This window comes from Mesorhizobium sp. WSM1497, from assembly GCF_001672455.2.
GTDB lineage: Bacteria > Pseudomonadota > Alphaproteobacteria > Rhizobiales > Rhizobiaceae > Mesorhizobium > Mesorhizobium ciceri.
On the sequence record NZ_CP021070.1, the window covers coordinates 5,544,470 to 5,561,829 of the forward strand.

At 57.4% G+C, this 17,360-nt stretch carries 17 protein-coding genes; 9 read left to right on the forward strand and 8 right to left on the reverse strand.

Going from position 1 to position 17,360, the window contains the following annotated elements:
• Positions 1–92 precede the first annotated feature (92 nt).
• Genes A9K65_RS27265 through A9K65_RS27290 form a run of 6 tightly spaced genes read left to right on the forward strand, consistent with a single transcriptional unit; the run spans position 93 to position 8,462 of the window.
• A complete protein-coding gene (locus A9K65_RS27265; RefSeq protein ID WP_013532717.1) occupies positions 93–1,811 on the forward strand; it encodes a sulfotransferase family protein in 1,719 nt (572 codons plus the stop codon).
• Entirely contained in the window at positions 1,808–2,692 is an 885-nt protein-coding gene (locus tag A9K65_RS27270) for a class I SAM-dependent methyltransferase (RefSeq protein ID WP_013532718.1), read from the forward strand. Before A9K65_RS27265 ends, A9K65_RS27270 begins: the two co-directional genes overlap by 4 nt.
• Positions 2,692–5,502 carry a glycoside hydrolase family 99-like domain-containing protein gene (locus A9K65_RS27275; protein ID WP_013532719.1) on the forward strand — a complete coding sequence of 937 codons (2,811 nt, stop codon included), beginning with the start codon at positions 2,692–2,694 and terminating at the stop codon, positions 5,500–5,502. The genes A9K65_RS27270 and A9K65_RS27275 overlap by 1 nt, the downstream gene beginning before the upstream one ends.
• Positions 5,499–6,293 (forward strand): ABC transporter permease, encoded by a 795-nt coding sequence (locus tag A9K65_RS27280; RefSeq protein ID WP_013532720.1) that lies wholly within the window; start codon positions 5,499–5,501, stop codon positions 6,291–6,293. The genes A9K65_RS27275 and A9K65_RS27280 overlap by 4 nt, the downstream gene beginning before the upstream one ends.
• Positions 6,283–7,734 (forward strand): ABC transporter ATP-binding protein, encoded by a 1,452-nt coding sequence (locus tag A9K65_RS27285; protein ID WP_013532721.1) that lies wholly within the window; start codon positions 6,283–6,285, stop codon positions 7,732–7,734. Before A9K65_RS27280 ends, A9K65_RS27285 begins: the two co-directional genes overlap by 11 nt.
• Positions 7,735–7,766: 32 nt before the next feature.
• Positions 7,767–8,462 (forward strand): class I SAM-dependent methyltransferase, encoded by a 696-nt coding sequence (locus A9K65_RS27290; protein ID WP_013532722.1) that lies wholly within the window; start codon positions 7,767–7,769, stop codon positions 8,460–8,462.
• Here A9K65_RS27290 and A9K65_RS27295 read toward each other — a convergent pair.
• The 8 genes from A9K65_RS27295 to A9K65_RS36145 all read right to left on the reverse strand — a co-directional run bounded on the left by A9K65_RS27295 (position 8,448) and on the right by A9K65_RS36145 (position 14,990).
• A complete protein-coding gene (locus A9K65_RS27295) occupies positions 8,448–9,230 on the reverse strand; it encodes a sulfotransferase family 2 domain-containing protein (protein ID WP_064995165.1) in 783 nt (260 codons plus the stop codon). The genes A9K65_RS27290 and A9K65_RS27295 overlap by 15 nt on opposite strands.
• A 172-nt stretch (positions 9,231–9,402) precedes the next feature.
• On the reverse strand, positions 9,403–10,152 hold the full coding sequence (locus A9K65_RS27300) for a class I SAM-dependent methyltransferase (protein WP_063167689.1): 750 nt from the start codon (positions 10,150–10,152) through the stop codon (positions 9,403–9,405).
• Between the two features lie 94 nt (positions 10,153–10,246).
• On the reverse strand, positions 10,247–11,134 hold the full coding sequence (gene rfbD / locus A9K65_RS27305; RefSeq protein ID WP_064995164.1) for a dTDP-4-dehydrorhamnose reductase: 888 nt from the start codon (positions 11,132–11,134) through the stop codon (positions 10,247–10,249).
• Positions 11,131–12,201, reverse strand: coding sequence for a dTDP-glucose 4,6-dehydratase (gene rfbB, locus A9K65_RS27310; protein WP_064995163.1), 1,071 nt, complete (start codon positions 12,199–12,201; stop codon positions 11,131–11,133). The genes rfbD and rfbB overlap by 4 nt, the downstream gene beginning before the upstream one ends.
• Positions 12,202–12,223: 22 nt before the next feature.
• A complete protein-coding gene (gene rfbC, locus A9K65_RS27315) occupies positions 12,224–12,778 on the reverse strand; it encodes a dTDP-4-dehydrorhamnose 3,5-epimerase (RefSeq protein WP_013532726.1) in 555 nt (184 codons plus the stop codon).
• Positions 12,779–13,660, reverse strand: coding sequence for a glucose-1-phosphate thymidylyltransferase RfbA (rfbA, locus tag A9K65_RS27320; RefSeq protein ID WP_013532727.1), 882 nt, complete (start codon positions 13,658–13,660; stop codon positions 12,779–12,781).
• A gap of 143 nt (positions 13,661–13,803) precedes the next feature.
• A complete protein-coding gene (locus tag A9K65_RS36140) occupies positions 13,804–14,481 on the reverse strand; it encodes an O-antigen ligase family protein (RefSeq protein ID WP_245321916.1) in 678 nt (225 codons plus the stop codon).
• Positions 14,478–14,990, reverse strand: a complete 513-nt coding sequence (locus A9K65_RS36145) for a hypothetical protein (protein WP_245321917.1) — start codon at positions 14,988–14,990, stop codon at positions 14,478–14,480. The genes A9K65_RS36140 and A9K65_RS36145 overlap by 4 nt, the downstream gene beginning before the upstream one ends.
• 110 nt (positions 14,991–15,100) lie before the next feature.
• Here A9K65_RS36145 and A9K65_RS27330 point away from each other — a divergent pair, with 110 nt between their 5' ends.
• From A9K65_RS27330 to A9K65_RS27340, 3 genes are all read left to right on the forward strand, one after another.
• Positions 15,101–15,526: a calcium-binding protein gene (locus tag A9K65_RS27330; RefSeq protein WP_245321919.1), complete on the forward strand. Its 426-nt coding sequence runs from the start codon at positions 15,101–15,103 to the stop codon at positions 15,524–15,526.
• A 49-nt stretch (positions 15,527–15,575) separates the two neighbouring features.
• Complete coding sequence (locus A9K65_RS27335) at positions 15,576–16,355, forward strand: thermonuclease family protein (RefSeq protein WP_244514276.1); 780 nt, start codon at positions 15,576–15,578, stop codon at positions 16,353–16,355.
• A gap of 192 nt (positions 16,356–16,547) precedes the next feature.
• Positions 16,548–17,258, forward strand: a complete 711-nt coding sequence (locus A9K65_RS27340) for an SOS response-associated peptidase (protein WP_013532730.1) — start codon at positions 16,548–16,550, stop codon at positions 17,256–17,258.
• The last annotated feature ends 102 nt before the right edge of the window (positions 17,259–17,360 follow it).

Genomic DNA, 17,360 nt, shown 5'->3' on the forward strand with positions numbered 1-17,360 from the left:
CGGTTGCAGCTTCCAAAACCGGCGTAGAGTACAGGCAAGGCTCATGATCGCAGAAGCCAGCTCTGTGGCTTGCCCATCCATGGGATACAATTATGGCTGTTGCCGCGACGACAATGAAGAGTTCGAAGTTAAAGCGAGAAAGCCAGGGCGAGCGCACCTGCTTGATGGTTCTTGGCATGCATCGGTCCGGCACCAGCGCGTTGGCCGGCGTGCTTCAACTGCTGGGTGTTGCTCCACCAAAGAACTTGATTCCCGCCGACGAAAGCAACCGGACAGGTTATTGGGAACCATTGCATCTGGCCCTGCTGAACGAGCAGCTCTTGCTCGAACTTGGTAGCCGGTGGGACGATTGGAGGCCGGTCCGGGTCGAGGAACTGTCGGCAAGCCGGTTAAGATTCTACCACGACGAGATCGCTCGCCTACTCGATGGCGAATATGGCGGCATGCCAACGATCGTGCTCAAGGAGCCGCGGATTTCGCGCATTGTGCCGATCTATCAGCAACTGCTTACATCGCTCAGGTACAAGACTGACTATGTAACGATCACTCGCAATCCACTGTCGGTCGCCAAATCGCTGGCAAAGCGCGACGGAATGGATCTGGGATTCGCCTCCCTCGTTTGGCTGAACTACGTTCTGGCCTCCGAGAGAAGCACTAGGAATTCACCTCGTGTCTTCTTGTCGTACGAGTCGATGGTTCGAGATTTCGGGCCTGCCCTGGAGAAGATCTCAGAACGATTTTCGATCGAATGGCCGCGCAAGATTAGCTCTGTCGAGAAAGAAATTGCAGCTTATCTGTCGACTGATCACCAGCACCATCTGGCGAGCGTCGACTTGCTCATGGCTAATGATGGCGTGCCGGATCTGGTCAAGCGAGCCTATGTTGCCATGCTCGACCTCGAGGAAGACGCGTCTTCGCCAGCAGCGACCGCCGAACTCGATGCAATCTATGACGAATTTGAGGACAGTTGGCTGCCGGCTGGCCAAGTCATGTTTGCCGAATTGCTGGCGCGTGAGACCAAGGCGCGCCTCGCGCCGACAACCGATTACGCCGCCACAGAGTTAAGACTGGTCGGCAATGTCCGGGCGCTGATGTCTCAAGTCGATCAACTTAGCGCGGAACGCGATGCGTTGAAATCAAAGATCGTAGCGATGGTTGAGGACCAGAACCCAATGGAAGGGCAGGCGGTCGAGGGTGAGATAAGAGCAGAGCGACTGAAGTCAAGCGAGTTGGCCACCGAGTTGGCCACAAGGATCGGTGAGATTGCGAGCTTGAATGCCGAACTCTCAACGCGCTCGGCGCAACTCGCAGATTCGAGACAGGAAATCGCAAGGTATGTCAGCCAGATGTCAGCTCTCCAGGCAGATTTGAGATCGCTCACCGAGCAGTACGACAGCCGGGGCCTGGACGTTTCGACCCTGAGGGACCAAGCAGAACAACTGCGATTGGAGATCGCCGCCAAGTCAAGCGAGTTGGCCACGAGAATCGATGAGATCGCGAGCTTGAATGCCGAGCTCTCAACGCGCTCGGCACAACTCACAGATGCGAGACAGGAAATCGCAAAGCATGTCAGCCAGATGTCAGCTCTCCAAGCGGATTTAGGATCGCTCACCGAGCAGTACGACAAGCAGGGCCTTGACGTTTCGGCCCTGAGAGGCCAATTGGCGGCCGTGACGGAAAGCCTTCAGGCAGCGGCGCGCGAGCTAACGCTTATCCACGAGAGCAAATCGTGGAAAGTTGCGAAAGCATTGTCAAAGCTTGCTTTGCCGATCCGAAAGATTGGCGCAGACACACGAGGCACGGATAAGTGAGCGCAAAACAGAAGACATCAGCAGATATCTACGTTTTCGATGTCGACCCGAATTCGGACACGGCTGCGGCAAATGTGTTGCGGTTAGTCGGCAGGGATAAGGATGTCCTCGAAATCGGCGCCGGACCGGGGTCGATCGCCAAGCCACTGATAGCTCTGAACGGCTGTCGGGTTACCGCGCTCGAATATGATCCGAACTGCATTCCGATCCTGAAGAGCTTTTGCGTCGACGCGGTCCAGGGCGATCTCAACACGCCAGGATGGGGCGAGGTCTTCGGTGAGCGACGCTTCGATGCCGTCGTCATCGCGGATGTGCTCGAGCATCTGGTCAATCCCTGGGAGACATTGAGGGAGGTCACCCGCTATCTGCGGCCTGGCGGCAGCGTGGTCTCGTCGATCCCCAACGCCAATCATGCCGCAATGATGGCGATGATGCTTGATGACAATGTCGACTACCGGGACTGGGGCCTTCTCGATCGCACACATATCCGCTTCTTTGGCGCCAAGAACCTTCAGCACCTCTTCCGCCAAGCCAATCTGAAGATCGTCGACGCGCTCTTTGTCGTGCGGACGCCCGAGATGACAGAGTTCGCCGAGAACTGGAAGAAAACGCCCGAACAAGTCCGGGCAGCTTTGGAACTCGGCGCCTATTCGCAGATCTATCAGACGGTCGTGAAGGCAGAACTGGCGAACTCGCCGAAGAATGAGTTTGTCCTGCTCGATCGCGCGCCCCCGAAAATCGGCAAGCCTGTTTCGAATTTGCCGTTTGTCCCGCCGCCACACTATTCGCCACAGCAGCGACCGACGTTCAGAACGATGGTTGGCCGCATGCTCGGCCCGACCGGCCGTCGCATCGTGAAGTCGATCCTGAGCATGCGATAATGGCGCTGCGTTATGTTGCCTACTATCTGCCGCAGTTCCATCCGTTCCCCGAGAACGATGAATGGTGGGGCAAAGGGTTCACCGAATGGACCAACGTTGCGAAGGCGGAGCCGCTCTACGATGGCCATAATCAACCGCGCTATCCGACCGATTTCGGCTACTACGACCTTCGCGTCCTGGACACCATCCGCGATCAGGCCGAGGTCGCTAGGGAGCACGGGATCGACGCTTTCTGCTTTCACTACTACTGGTTCGACGGCCACCGGCTGATGGAGAAGCCGGTCGATGCTTTCCTGACCGACAAGAGCATCGACATGGGCTTCTGCCTGTGCTGGGCGAACGAAAACTGGACCCGCCGATGGGACGCCGCCGAGCACGAGGTTCTAATCGCGCAGACCTATGGTCCGGATTGGGAGTTGCGCTTCATCGAAAGCCTCTTTCCCTATTTCAAGGATCCCCGCTATCTGCGGGTCGATGGCAAGCCGTTGCTGGTCGTCTACCGGCCGCAGCATCTTCCTGACGCCAAGGCCGCAGGTAAGCGCTGGCGGGAGCATTGCCGCAAGATGGGTATCGGCGAAATTCACATCGTGAACGCGCTCGTTCACGGCAATAACGACTACGAGCAGTATGAGTTCGACGCAGGCGTCGAGTTCCCGCCGCACAACATGAAATTCCATGGTGTGAAGGAGATCGTGCCGACCTATAAGCCATTCGAAGGCTACCCGGTCGAATATGCCAACGTTGCGCGCGATTTCCTATCGAGGGACCATAGCCGCAAGCGGATCTATCGAACCGTTTTCCCCGATTGGGACAATACGGCCCGGGTAAAGAATCGCTCATTGATCGTTCTTGGCTCCACCGTTGCAAATTATGAGCGCTGGCTGCGGGGATCGAGTTCGCTGACGCGCGCCAATCGCGCGGAAGGCGATCAACTGGTCTTCATCAATGCTTGGAACGAATGGGCCGAGGGATGCTATCTCGAACCAGACCGGAGACACGGCCGGGGGTTCCTGGAGGCCACGCTTCGCGTGAAAAATGGCATGTCGATGGTTGACGATATTTACGACGTTGCGCCGGAACGCGTGCGGTTCGAACTCAGGCAGCAATTAGCGGCGATCCCCGAGGAAGCCAGGGACGCCGAAATCGCAAAGCTCCGTGCCGCAAAAATCCGGGAAGTCGCTGACCTCGATGGCAAGGTGACTTTGCTCAAGCAGGAAGCCAGCCGCTTGCAGTCCGGGAATGAAACCGCTCCTGAGCCGCAGCGCGAAATCACGGAAACTGCGGCGAGAAGCATTCAAAAGGCGCGGGACGCCCAAGCGGTTGAGCAACCTCAGCCGAAGCTGACGACGACGAGCCCGGCGGTCCTGACGATGCCTGAACCCGGTTCGATCAAGGTGCCCCTGAAGTTCAGGGTGGCGCACCGGCTTTACGACAGGCCAATGATGTTCAAGGCCGTCCGCTTTGCCTATCGTGCCGCGAAACGCGTGGTTAATCCGTCCTCTGCAACCGAGCCGGCGCAAAAAAAAAAAGTAATCGCTGATCTCCCGGACCAGGTTGCGATGGCCTCTAGTCGTCACCAGTTGGAAGGGCACGATGTCCAGGAGGTTTCGCTCGAATCCATTGGCAGGGTGGCGTCGAGCAAACAAGAAATGCTCACTTCGAACGAGGATTGCATTTGGACCGCGTTCTCTCCCTGCAACGTCGAGGCTGAACTAGCTCCGCGACTGCACGTCGCGAAAGGCGTGGTCAATGGCGACGAATTCGCTCGCATGCTGAAGACGGTTCCCTATGAGGCAGCGCCATTGCGGTTCGGTCGGTTTCACAATTGTGTGGCGCATCCGATCGCCGTGGCTCTCGTCACCCGGAACAACCAGGTCATCGCCGAAACGATGCGCATCTACCGCTATGTCAGGTCGCAAGTGACAGAGCTTGAATATTTGGTGGAAGACGATGCAGGCGCGCATCTGAAGGCTGAAACAGCGACCGAGATCGATGCGGACGTGATCATTCCCATGCACTACTCCCAAGCGTTCGGCCATGTGGTCTTTGATATGGTTCCACAATTGTTGGCGTTTCGTGATGAGATCATTGCTGAGCGGTTGCGTGTTGTCCTGTCGACGAAAGCGCCAAAATGGTTGATCAGGATGCTGTCGGTCTGGGGCTTCCTTCCACACCATTTTCTTATCCTCGACGCGGCCAGCACCGCTGTCTACAAGTTCCGTTCGGCCATTGTCTCCAATGCTCTGACCACGTTCACCACGTTCTTCCCGCATCCGGAAACAGCCGATCTGATGTCGCGAACGCTCGTGCTTCCCCCGGCGGTTCAAGACTATCGTGCCAGACGGATATATCTCGGGCGTTCAAGCGAAACCACAAATTCCGGTAGGACGATAGCCAACGAAGCCGCGCTTCAGGCTGCGCTGGTCAAGCGTGGTTTCAAGGTCATCGATCCGGCCGTGCTGGCTTATTCGGACCAGATCGACCTTTTCACAGATGCCGAAATTATCGTCGGAGCGCATGGGTCCGCCTTTGCCAACCTGATATGGTCGAAGGCGGGAACGGTGGTTTTCGACTTGATGCCCGACGCCTGGATCAATTTCTGGGGTGCCGGCGGCGGAGTAGTCGAATTATGGATCAGCCGTATCTGTGCCCTGAAGAAGTTCGACTACAATGTCATATTATGTGACTCTAATGGATCATCTGAAACGTGGCAGCCAAAGACCTATGCCATGCAGTCCACGGTTGACGTTGAAGTGGCCATGGACCACATCGATCAGGCGATAAAAGAGCTACACAAGGCCACCCGATGATTAGTCAGCGCGATTTTCAGGTCTTGTCCAATCTTGTTCGCAGGGACGTGAGCAGCAGGTTCAAGGGTTCGTTTTTCGGGATTGGTTGGGCGCTGTTAACGCCGTTGCTCACCCTTTCCGTTTTCACCCTGATGTTTGGCTCCGTGTTCGGCGTCAAATGGGCCGCCGCAGGTGCCAACCAGAACCACTCCGTCGGATTCTTTGCGCTTGCCCTGTTTTGTGGCCTCATGTTTTTCAACTTCTATGCCGAGGTTCTGTCCAAATCGACGGGGGCTATATTGAACAACGCGACCTTCGTGAAAAAGATCGTCTTTCCGATCGAAATTCTGCCGGCGGTGGTCACCGGTTCCGCGATGGTGCAACTCGGAATCAGTCTGGCCGTGCTGCTGGTCTTTACCCTGATCATAACCGGAAGCCTGTCGCTCTATATCTTGCTCGCTCCCCTTACGATTGTTCCTTTCGTCCTGCTGGTGCAGGGAATTGCGTGGGTCTTGGCCTCTCTGGGGGTCTATTTTCGCGACATCAGCCAGATGATCGGTCCGGTTCTGACGGCGTCCATGTTTCTCTCGCCCATGTTCACGCCCCGAACATCGATGCCGGAATGGCTTCGGCCCTGGGTGGTTTTAAACCCGCTGACGGTGCCGATCGAAAATTTCCGTGCCGTCGTCCTCATGGATACCCTGCCTTCATGGTGGGCGCTGGCCGCCTATTTCTGCGTTGCCTTGATCGTCGCGCTGCTAGGCAGGCTGTTCTTCGAGAAGACACGAGGGGGATTTGCCGATGTCATCTGAGCGCGATAGCCGGCCCTTTGCGATCAAGGTTCGCAACGTCACCAAGCGATACACGATGTTCGAGCGGCCGGAAGACCGCTTCAAGCAGATGATCGTGCCGCGATTGGAACGTTTAGTGGGCATGCAACCCCGCCGCTATTACAAGGACTTCGCGGCTCTCAACGACATCTCCTTCGAACTCGGCCACGGCCAAGTGATTGGCATCATTGGCCGTAATGGATCGGGAAAATCCACGCTGCTGCAAGTGATCTGCGGAACGCTTCCACCGACCAGCGGTACGGTTGAAGTCAACGGCCGGATCGCGGCCTTGCTTGAACTCGGTGCCGGCTTCAATCGCGAATTCACCGGGCGTGAGAATGTCCACCTCAATGCCTCCATTCTCGGCGTCCCACGGGAGGAGATGGCCTGGCGTTTCGAGCAGATCGAAAGATTTGCGGAGATCGGCGACTTCATCGATCAGCCCGTCAAGACCTATTCGTCCGGCATGTATATGCGACTTGCCTTCGCTACCGCGATCAATGTCGATCCCGACATCCTGGTCGTCGACGAAGCGCTTGGGGTGGGCGATGAGGCGTTCCAGCGCAAATGCATGGCCCGCATCGAGCAGATCAAGGACGCCGGAGCTACTATCCTGTTTACCTCGCATGGCGCCCAGACGATCATTCAATTGTGTACCAGCGCAATTCTCATCGATGGCGGCGAGAAGATATTGGAGGGCACACCCAAGCGGGTGGCCAGCCAATATCAGCGGCTTGTCAATCTTCGTGGCGAAGAGGCCAGACAAGTGCGTGAAGAGATCAAGACGCTTGCCGGCACTAGCGATTCGGACGGCCCGCCGGTGATTGGCAATCATGCACCAGCGACGAAGTTGCCGACGCAGAGACCCGAACAGTCGGAGATCGTTGATGATGGTTTTTGGGACCCTGCGCTTACCAGCCAGACCATCACGCCCTATGAAGAGACTGGTGGGCGCATTGCCGACGTGCGGATTGTCAACACCGGTGGGGAAATGGTCAACGTGCTGACCCAAGGCTGTGTCTACGCGGTGCAATATACCTTCACTGCAACCACGGACGTCGACGATCTCGCGTTTGGCACCCTGTTCAAATCCCCTTACGGTGTGGAACTGTGTGGGGGAAATACTGATCGGGTGCCGGATCTTCGGCTGAAGAGCTTAGGGGTAGGCGAGTCTGTGCAGGTCAACTTTGAGTTTAAGTGCCTGCTACGGGCCGGAGTTTATTTCATCAACGTTGGAGCGATGGGGAATGCAAATTTTGAAAGACAATACCTTCATCGCATACTTGATGCCGTGATCTTCAAGGTTATGCCGGCCCCGGATGAGATTGACTACGGCTTCTTCAGCCTGGGAATGACCTTCAAGTTGACCCCCGCTGATTTGACCTCGGACACGCCCCTAGTTCGCAAGATTGCAGCCGCCTGAATTTGTTCCGCATCCATTCGGGGCACCGTTCGATGACCAACGATCAAAGACTTCCAAGCGCTTATCATCGCACGGACGCCATCGCCCGAGCGATGGAGTCAGGCGACCATCGCCAGATCATCGGTGGAATGTGGGATGAAATCGGCCGCTTGCAATTCGACTTGCTGGTCGATAATGGCCTGCAGCCCCGTCACAGGCTGATTGACCTTGGCTGCGGCAGTTTCCGGGGCGGGGTCCACTTCGCCAATTATCTTGACGCGGGTAATTATTTCGGCGCGGACATAAATGCTAGCATCATGGACGCCGGATACGACAGGGAACTGGCGCCGTTGGGACTGGCCAACAAAGTGCCGCGGGCCAATCTGCTGGTGACCGGTGATTTTGACGTTGGCAAATTGGGTACCACGTTCGACTACGCCTTGGCCTTGTCGCTGTTCACGCACCTGCCAATCAACCTCATTCGAACTTGCCTTGAGAAGCTTCGGCCGACAATGGCGACTGACGGTAGGTTGTTCGCGACTTTTTTTGTGTGTGATGATGGCCTGCCATTGTGGCGGCCTATCTCACATCCGAGAGGCGGCATAACCACTTACGGTGACGCGGACCCGTATCATTATAAGGTCGCCGACATTGAGTTTATGGCGGGATCGACAGGCTGGCACATCGAAAGAGAAGTTCGCTTCGATCATCCTCGAAGCCAGCGCTGCTTCGTGCTAGCCACGGCGTGACGCACGCCGTGCCCCGTATTCGGCAACCGCCGCAGTACCATCTCTATGGGTTTGATACGCTGACGCCCGCCATCGGACCGCCCAGCCGTAGAGTTGCTGATCGATCTCGGTCAACGTCGCCAACAGGTCCAGGGTCGATGACGGCAGTTCTTCTCGCATCGTTCGGACCGGCGCTGCGTTGATCCGGAAAACGTTCGACGATGTATCGCCAAGCGCGGCGAAGATTGCGGCGTTGTCGGCCTCGAAATTCTCCACCAGCCCAACGTAATCGAAGCGAGCTAGGTTGGCTTTGGCCCGATCGAGGAGCTCGTCCGGCGGCAACCCGCCTGGCTCGATATCGCTCTTACCGACCAACGAGGCGCCCCAGCCCGACGCCAGTTGGCATGCTTGATGATTCCACATGTGCGAAGCGAACTTGGAGTCAGCCGTCTCTCCTGCCCGAAAGAACATTTCAGCATCGTTGTCATGTGCCAACGTATTGATTTCATACTCATCTCTCGTCGCGCCACGACAGTAGCTGTAATATGAAAGCAGCCGTTCAACGGGATCCCGGAGGAAGGTAAAGCTGTAACGTCCCGTCATGAAGCGTTCAGCGTAATCGAAACCGAAATGGCCGGATACCATCATCAAGGGTTCGAGTTGTTCCGGTGTGCGGCTGAGATAATCGCCGTGCATGCAGCAATTTTCTCGACCATACAGCTCGGATGCCTTTGCAAGTATGGACGTCCCGGCGGTCTTCTGAATATGAAGGAATAGAGCAGGTATCATGCAGGTATCACATCCAGATAACGGAAAAGTGAAAACCTACTTGCGCTGACAGCGTCGCAGAGTCAATTGGGCTGTCGCCTTTCGAAAAGATGCGATCTTCCGACTTATAGGAGCGGGCGCGCGGGGGGCAGACGAGACCAACCCAGTCACCCGCTCGGCCATCGCTTCCATATCAGGAACTCTTTCCGCATCCGTCGAACGGCCGGTGCCTTGCCGCGATATTGAGCGCCGTTTCACGAACGATTTTGACCGACTTCCAATAGTCGTCATACTCATCCCGATTGTCAGCTTTGAATGTCTTCAAGATATCATCATAGGCGTCCTGCAGAACCGTGCTCTCGGGGTTGAGATTGGTAACGACGACCAACCCGGTCGGCGCGCAGTCCGTGACAGTCACGGATAGATCGGGACGATACTTCAGCAGGGTGGGAACTACCTTCCATACGTCACCTGCCCACCACCCTGGAAAGTTGTTGTCAGCAGGTTCGATCGCCGTTTTCATATCCCTGGTGGTCATCTTGTAGCCGGGAGGGAGACAGTCGTGCAGCAGAATGATTGAGCCTTCCGCGCACTCTCTTTCGGTGTTGATGAAGTCGCGCAGGAGGAACTCGAACAGATGCATGCCGTCTAGAAAGGCCAAATCTACAGGCTTGCCCAAAATCTTGCTCGGACGCGTTTTCTTGAAAAAATCGTCGCTGGTCTGCTGATAGAGAAAGCAGCGGGGCTTGGAGCCAATGATGTTCTTTGCACAGACAAAGTAGGGATCGACCGCTACCGTTTCACACTTGGCCAGCTCAAGAGTATTTCCAAACTGGACTCCAACTTCGAAATAGGATCGCGGCCTTAGGGCCGAGTGGATATCGGCGATCGTCTCTAGGTAGCTTTTCCCGACGACATCTGGTCCGTGGTTGGCATCCTTCATTCGCAAGTACTCCAGGCGAGTCGATATTGATCTGTGTGGTTGCCGCTCGTATCATCGTGGCCTGACACTGCAATCAGATGACTTTGGCAAGGTCCTACAAACGGGCCGTCAGCCGCTCAACCACCTCGTCGCACGCGGTGTACCAAGATCTGCACCGCCAGCCGAACGTAGCGGCCATTTTACCGCAGTTGAGGCGTGAATTCGCAGGACGTTTCGCCTTCGTCGGATAGTCTGACGTCGAAATGCCGCGCACCGCAGCGTACGGCCTGCCCCTTTCCAGACTCGTTACGAAGACGCGCTGTGCAAACTCGGCCCAATTTGTGTCGCCGTCGCCCGCCACATGGTAGACGCCCCACTCCGCAAACTTCAGGTCCGCCTTGAGGTGCCGCGCCATATGAAAGATGCCGTCGGCGATATCAAGTGCCGATGTTGGATTTCCCCACTGATCGGCCACCACCGCGATCTCGTCGCGGTCGGCGGCCAGCCGCAGCATGGTTTTCACGAAATTCTTGCCGAACGGGCTGTAGACCCATGCCGTGCGCAGGATCAGATGGCGCGGATTGGCCGATGCAACCGCCTGTTCGCCGGCAAGCTTGGAGGCGCCATAGACGCTGCGCGGTGCAGTGGCGTCGGTCTCGACATAGGCGCCAGGGGCGGTGCCGTCGAAGACATAGTCGGTCGATAGATGGATGACGGGAACGCCAAGCTCCGCCGCGGCTTGCGCCACCTTGCCGGCGCCGACGGCGTTCACCGCGAATGCCAGATCGGGCTCGTCCTCGGCCTGATCCACCGCCGTGTAGGCGGCAGCCGACACGACGATATCCGGCTTCGCGGCCGCGATGGCTTCGATCACCGTGTCGGGTCTTGCAAGGTCGAGTTGCGGACGGCCAATGGCGATGACCTCAACGCCGGCGGCCGCCTGGCCGGCCTCCAGAAGGCTTGCCGCGACCTGTCCGTCGCGCCCGGTGACAACCAGCCTCACGCCGCCCCCTTGCGTGCTTCGCCCAGCCGTTCACCGGCATAGCGCTGCTCGCGGATCGGTCCCCACCACCATTTGTTGTCGAGAAACCAGTCGACGGTCTTGGCGAGGCCGCTGTCGAAATTCTCATTGGGCGTCCAGCCCAGGTCCCGGCCTATCTTCGAGGCGTCAATAGCATAGCGGCGATCGTGACCGGGGCGGTCGGTGACGAAGGAAATCAGGTCGCGATAGCTCTTGCCCCCTGCCCGCGGCCGCCTGCTGTCGAGCAGATCGCAGATCGTCTCGACGACGCCAAGGTTCGTCCGCTCGGAATTGCCGCCGACATTGTAGCTTTCGCCCGGCAGTCCCCTGGTCGCGACAAGTTCCAGCGCGCGCGCGTGATCCTCGACGAACAGCCAGTCGCGCACATTGGCGCCGGCGCCATAGACCGGCAGCGGCTTTTCATCGAGCGCATTGAGGATGACCAGCGGGATCAGCTTTTCGGGAAAGTGATAGGGTCCGTAATTGTTCGAGCAATTGGAAAGCACGACCGGCAGGCCATAGGTTTCGTGCCAGGCCCGCACCAGATGGTCCGAGGCCGCTTTCGAGGCGGAATAGGGCGAGGATGGCGCATAGGGCGTTTCCTCGACGAACATGCCGCCATCGAACGCAAGATCGCCAAACACCTCATCGGTCGAGACATGATGGAAGCGGAAATGGCTCTTCCTGTCCTCGGGCAGGCCGCGCCAGTACTCCAGCGCGGCATTGAGCATCTTGTAGGTGCCGACGATGTTGGTCTCGATAAAAGTGCCCGGCCCATCGATCGAGCGGTCGACATGGCTCTCGGCGGCAAGGTTCATGACGATGTCGATATCGTCGCGCCGGAGGATGTCGAGCACGGCCCTTTCGTCGCAGATATCGGCCTGCGCGAAGCGATAATTGTGTGCGTTCTCGATCGGCCGCAGCGAGGCCAGGTTTCCCGCATAGGTCAGCTTGTCGAGATTGGTCACCCGATAGGCCGGGTTGGCGCATAGATGCCGGCATACCGCCGAACCGATAAAGCCAGCACCGCCCGTCACCAGAAAATTCATGCCGCTGTCCTCAAATAACCCATCAGGCGAACACCTCGGCGGCAGCCAGCAGCGGCGCCTTGAGGTCCTTGTCCGAGAGCTGGAACCCGCCAGTCAATGACGGCCATTCGATGCCGATGGCGGGATCGTCGAAACGGATCGACCGGTCATGCGCCTGCGAATAGGTATCGGTCACCTTATACAGGACCTCGGTGTCGGGCACGAGCGTCACGAAGCCGTGCGCGAAGCCTTTCGGCACCAGAATCTGGTTGCCCTTTTCGGCCGACACTTCGAGAGCGACCCATTTTCCGAAAGTTTTGGAGCTGCGGCGAATGTCGACCGCAACGTCGAGAATGCTGCCCCGGATGACGCGCAGCAGCTTGTCCTGGGCGCGCGGCGCAAGCTGATAATGAAGCCCTCGCAAGACGCCCGCCGCGGCGGAATAAGAATGATTGTCCTGCACGAAAGCCAAGTCTATGCCGGCCTGCGAAAAGCGCTCGGCATTGTAGGTTTCGACGAAGAAGCCGCGCGCGTCGCCATGTCGCTTCGGAACGATTTCCAGAACGCCATCGATGCCAAGGGGCCTGACTTCCAGCACCTAGGCCTCCGACAGGTCGACGACACGCCGGCGCAGATAGGCGGCATATTCGTTCTTGCCCAAATGGTCGGCGCGACGCAGAACCTGGTCCACAGTCAGCCAACCCTGTTCAAAGGCGATCTCTTCGGGACAGGCGACCTTGATGCCCTGGCGGTGCTCGATGGTGCGCACGAAGGACGAGGCCTCATGCAGGCTGTCATGGGTGCCGGTGTCGAGCCAGGCATAGCCGCGCCCCAACCGATGCACATGCAACTGGCCGCGCTCGAGGTAGACGTTGTTGACCGCCGTGATCTCGAGCTCACCGCGCGCCGAGGGACGGATGGCAGGGGCAATGTCGACGACGTCGTTGTCGTAGAAGTAGAGACCGGTGACCGCCCAGTTGGATTTCGGCACCTGCGGCTTTTCCTCGATCGTCAGCGCCGTTCCCGTGGCCTTGTCGAAGGAAACCACGCCATAACGCTGGGGATCCTCGACATGATAGGCGAACACCGAAGCGCCCTTTTCGCGCGAGGCAGCGTCGCGGCAAAGCTGCGACAGCCCATCGCCGAAATAGATGTTGTCGCCGAGAATCATCGACACGTTGTCCTTGCCGATAAAATTGCGGCCGATGATGAAGGCTTCCGCCAGCCCGTTGGGCTGCGGCTGCTCGGCATAGGACAGGTCGAGCCCGAACTCCGATCCATCGCCAAGCAGATCGCGAAAAACCGGCAGGTCACGCGGCGTCGAAATGATCAGAATCTCTCGGATACCCGCGAGCATCAGAACGCTCAGCGGATAATAGATCATCGGCTTGTCGTATATCGGCAGAATTTGCTTAGAGACTGCTAATGTTAGTGGATAAAGACGCGTTCCACTGCCTCCAGCAAGGATAATTCCTTTCAAGAAGCTCTCCTTGACATGCCTGAACCCCCCGGTCCTAGCCGCCCGTGCTTAGGTTCCATGCACTGGCTTGTCAATCTCGGCGTTCGTCAAATGACTGGGTCACGATCCGGCGCCAATCCATGGCCAATTCAGGCGACGCATTGCTATCGTCTTGCCAAAGCCGGCCTGACGGGAACAAGCAGATTGTCATCATGGGCGGCGGTCGACTCGCCTCTCTGGCTCAGCCGCTCAGCAAGTCCCTTGTGAAAGATAACGCCATTCATATAGGCGAAGGTCATCGCCAGTGCCGCCGTTCGCAAGGGATAATCGACCAGGGAATGAACGAGCAGAAACGATACTGAGAGAAACGCCATTTTCTGCAGCGGATCTCGCCGTGCCGTAACGGAAAACGCAAAAAGCAATATCGCGTAAGCTGCGACCAGAAAGACAACAGGAGCGCCACCTTCAAGTGCCAATTCCAGATAATCATTGTGGGCGTGATTGACGTAGGGCTTGAAGATCATCTCTCCCTTTTCGTAAATCTGATAGACCTTCGGAAAACTCCCAAAGCCGACGCCCGTCGCCCAGTTCTCTTCAATTCCCGCGATCGTCGTGCGGGCAAATTCGGCCCGTCCAAAGGCCGGGTCAACCACTTCCGCATCGATCTTCGTCCACGCCCCGATCGTGTAGAGTGAAAGCCCGATGAAGACAGCGGGTATTCCATACCCGCCCAGCCTCGAGCGCGCGGACAGAAAGACGACTGATACCATGGTGATCGCCAGCCCTATCAGAATACCGGCGCGCGAACCGGCGGCCAGAAGCAACAGCAGCAGCGTTATCAAGCCGAGCGACCCGGACAGAAGGTGCCCGCGAAACAGGCCGTAGTAGACAACGAAGGGGATGGAGACGAAGAGCAAAGCTGAAAATGGTTCTGGTTGGCAAACAGTCCCGCATTGATCGTGAACGGCAACAAACCCTGTATGGCAACCCTATCGGAGAGCGAATACTGGATCGCCGCAGCCAGTCCGTGACAGATGACACCCATGAAAAAGACGGGCAGAAGGCCGTAGACCTGTTGTGGGCGCAAGCGGGTGACGCTCAGAAAGAATGCAGCCATCGCCACGAAATACAACAGACACTCGATCGTACGTCCCACGCCGACACTGACGAAACGCAGCCCGGTTTCACCGCTCAGCCACGGATTTGCAAGTAGAACCTCAGGCCGCAATCCGCTCAACAGAGCGGCGGGCAGCGGCACGATTTGAAAACAGAACACGGCCCCTTTGAATTCGTCGATCTCCGAGACCAAAGCAAGGGTTTCAGGGGTGATTTGCAGGAAACCGATCTTCATGGCCATACCTAAAAAAATACCCAAAAATACCCAATAGCTCAAGAATCGACCTTACCCAATAAAGCACTCCCGGCGCCTTGTATGGGAAACGCCCAGTCACGGATTAGAGAGTGGATTCGACAACAAAATTCAAAAGGTGCATGATGGGTTTGGTGTCGGGGGATACCTTCATGAATTGGCGTTGGTTTTCGACCGCAACAGTTGTTGCGTTCATCTCAGGCTGCACTGCCGACTATTTGAATAATTATGACTCGGTGACGCTCGCTGCCGGCGATGCGAACCGCTCAAATATGCTTTTGCAAACTGTCGATCCGTTCAATCCGAATAGCCAAAACACGCGTATTGAAGGCGACGGAGCGCGCGCGGTGGCAGTCTTCAACGGATACCGAGGTGCGACCCGAGCCCGTAGCGTTGATTTGGACTGTGCAGGCGGCAGCGGAAACAATGCAGTGGTTGCCCCTGGGGTGCAGATCACAGGCTCTGATCCTAACGGGCTCGATGGTGATCGCGACGGCATTGGGTGCGAGGGAAAATAGGTTGTCTCGAACAAGGAAAGGAGGGCTAGGCTGGCTCGCAGTCATTGCGTTGGCCGCGTATTATTATCCCGTTCCGTACCAGAGACCGGGCATTACCTCGCCAAATCCAAAGGCCACCGTTGAGATCAGACCGGAGGCCAGCAATCTCACCCAGAGCGTTACACGGCAGGTCGAGGAACCGGCCGCACCCAGTCAGCAAACCAACGGGGAAGTGCTTCAAGGCCGCGCATCGGCAGTTGATGGCGATACAATTGAGATCAATGGGACGCGCGTTCGGTTCAACGGCATCGACGCACCCGAGTATGATCAACAGTGCGAGGATGCGAAGCACTTTCGGTATTCATGTGGATGGCAGGCCAAAACTTCCCTCGAAAAATTCATGGCTAAATCGAAGCCCTTACGATGCGAGTTTGTCACTTGGGATCAATACGGACGCTTCGTTGGCAATTGCTACCGGGCGGACGGAGCCGACGTGGCGGCCTGGCTCGTCAAGAATGGGCTGGCCCTCGACTGGCCCAAATACAGCCATGGCGGCTATGCATCCCAACAAGCGGTCGCCAAGGCTGCCAAGCTCGGCCTGTGGAAAGGCTTCTTCGAAGACCCATGGACGTGGCGCGCCGAGCACGCCGAAGATACGCAGCCCGCGGCCAATCAGCCTCTCGGTATCATAGGCCGTCAGGCTCAGTCACAAGGCTATTCGTGCGAGCCTCGCCGTAAATGCTCTCAGATAAGCTCTTGCGCTGAAGCCCAATGGTATCTCAGCAACTGCTCATGGGGCGGCAGGCTGGATCGCGATAGTGACGGGATTGCGTGCGAAACGCTTTGCTAAATACCGAGAACGACGGAGGACTGGTCAGTGGCCCAACAGTCGAGAAATTCCGGTTTGGAGCCCCTCTTTCTCTCTTTTGGTCGGTGCGGGTACACTGGTTTGATCCTACGGTGATCTATTACCGGGGCTAGTCGCAACAGGATATCCCCGTTAGGGCTTGCTGATCGGTTCGCTGCTAGGCACATTCACCGCATGTGCAATCTCTACAACATCACCACGTCACAAGAGGCGGTCCGCCAGTGGACCCGGACTTTGCGGGACATCCTAGGCAACCTTGAACCGTCCGTTGACATCTATCCCAACCAGCCCGGCCCAGTGGTGCGTAACGCCCCTGAAGGCCGTGAGCTAGCCAATCTCCTGTGGGGAATGCCGACGCCGGCCGAGCGCGTCAAGGGCAAGGCTGACTACGGCACCACCAACATTCGCAACCCGCAGTACAGCCATTGGCAACAGTATGTCGGCGTCGAGAACCGTTGCGTGGTGCCGGTAACAAGCTTCGCAGAGCCCAGCCCAACTCCCGGCGATAAAGACCGCGAGACAGGCATTCAGCGGAACTATTGGTTCGCGCTCAATGAGGACCGCCCGTTATTCTTCTTCGCTGGCCTCTGGACGCCATGGCATGGGGTCCGCAAGGTAAAGGACGGCCCCGGCGATTTCGAGCTTTACGGTTTCATGACGACCGCGCCCAATGCCCTCATCAAGCCGATCCATGAAAAAGCTATGCCGGTGATCCTGAGGACGCAAGAGGAAACAGAGACTTGGCTGACAGCGCCATGGTCGGAAGCGAAGCGGCTACAACGCACGGCGCCGGATGATGCTCTTGTGATTGTCGAGAAGCCTGCCACACAGATCAAGTTTCCCGAGCAGGCACCAGTACCGCCAAGCCAAGGCTCGTTGTTCTAGATGGCTGGCCTTCGGATACTCTCGGACGTTGCACCGGGCCTTGCGATTGCCATCTTTCTTACAATCTTGGTCGTGATGTTTTTTCGTCGTAAGCGGCGCTAA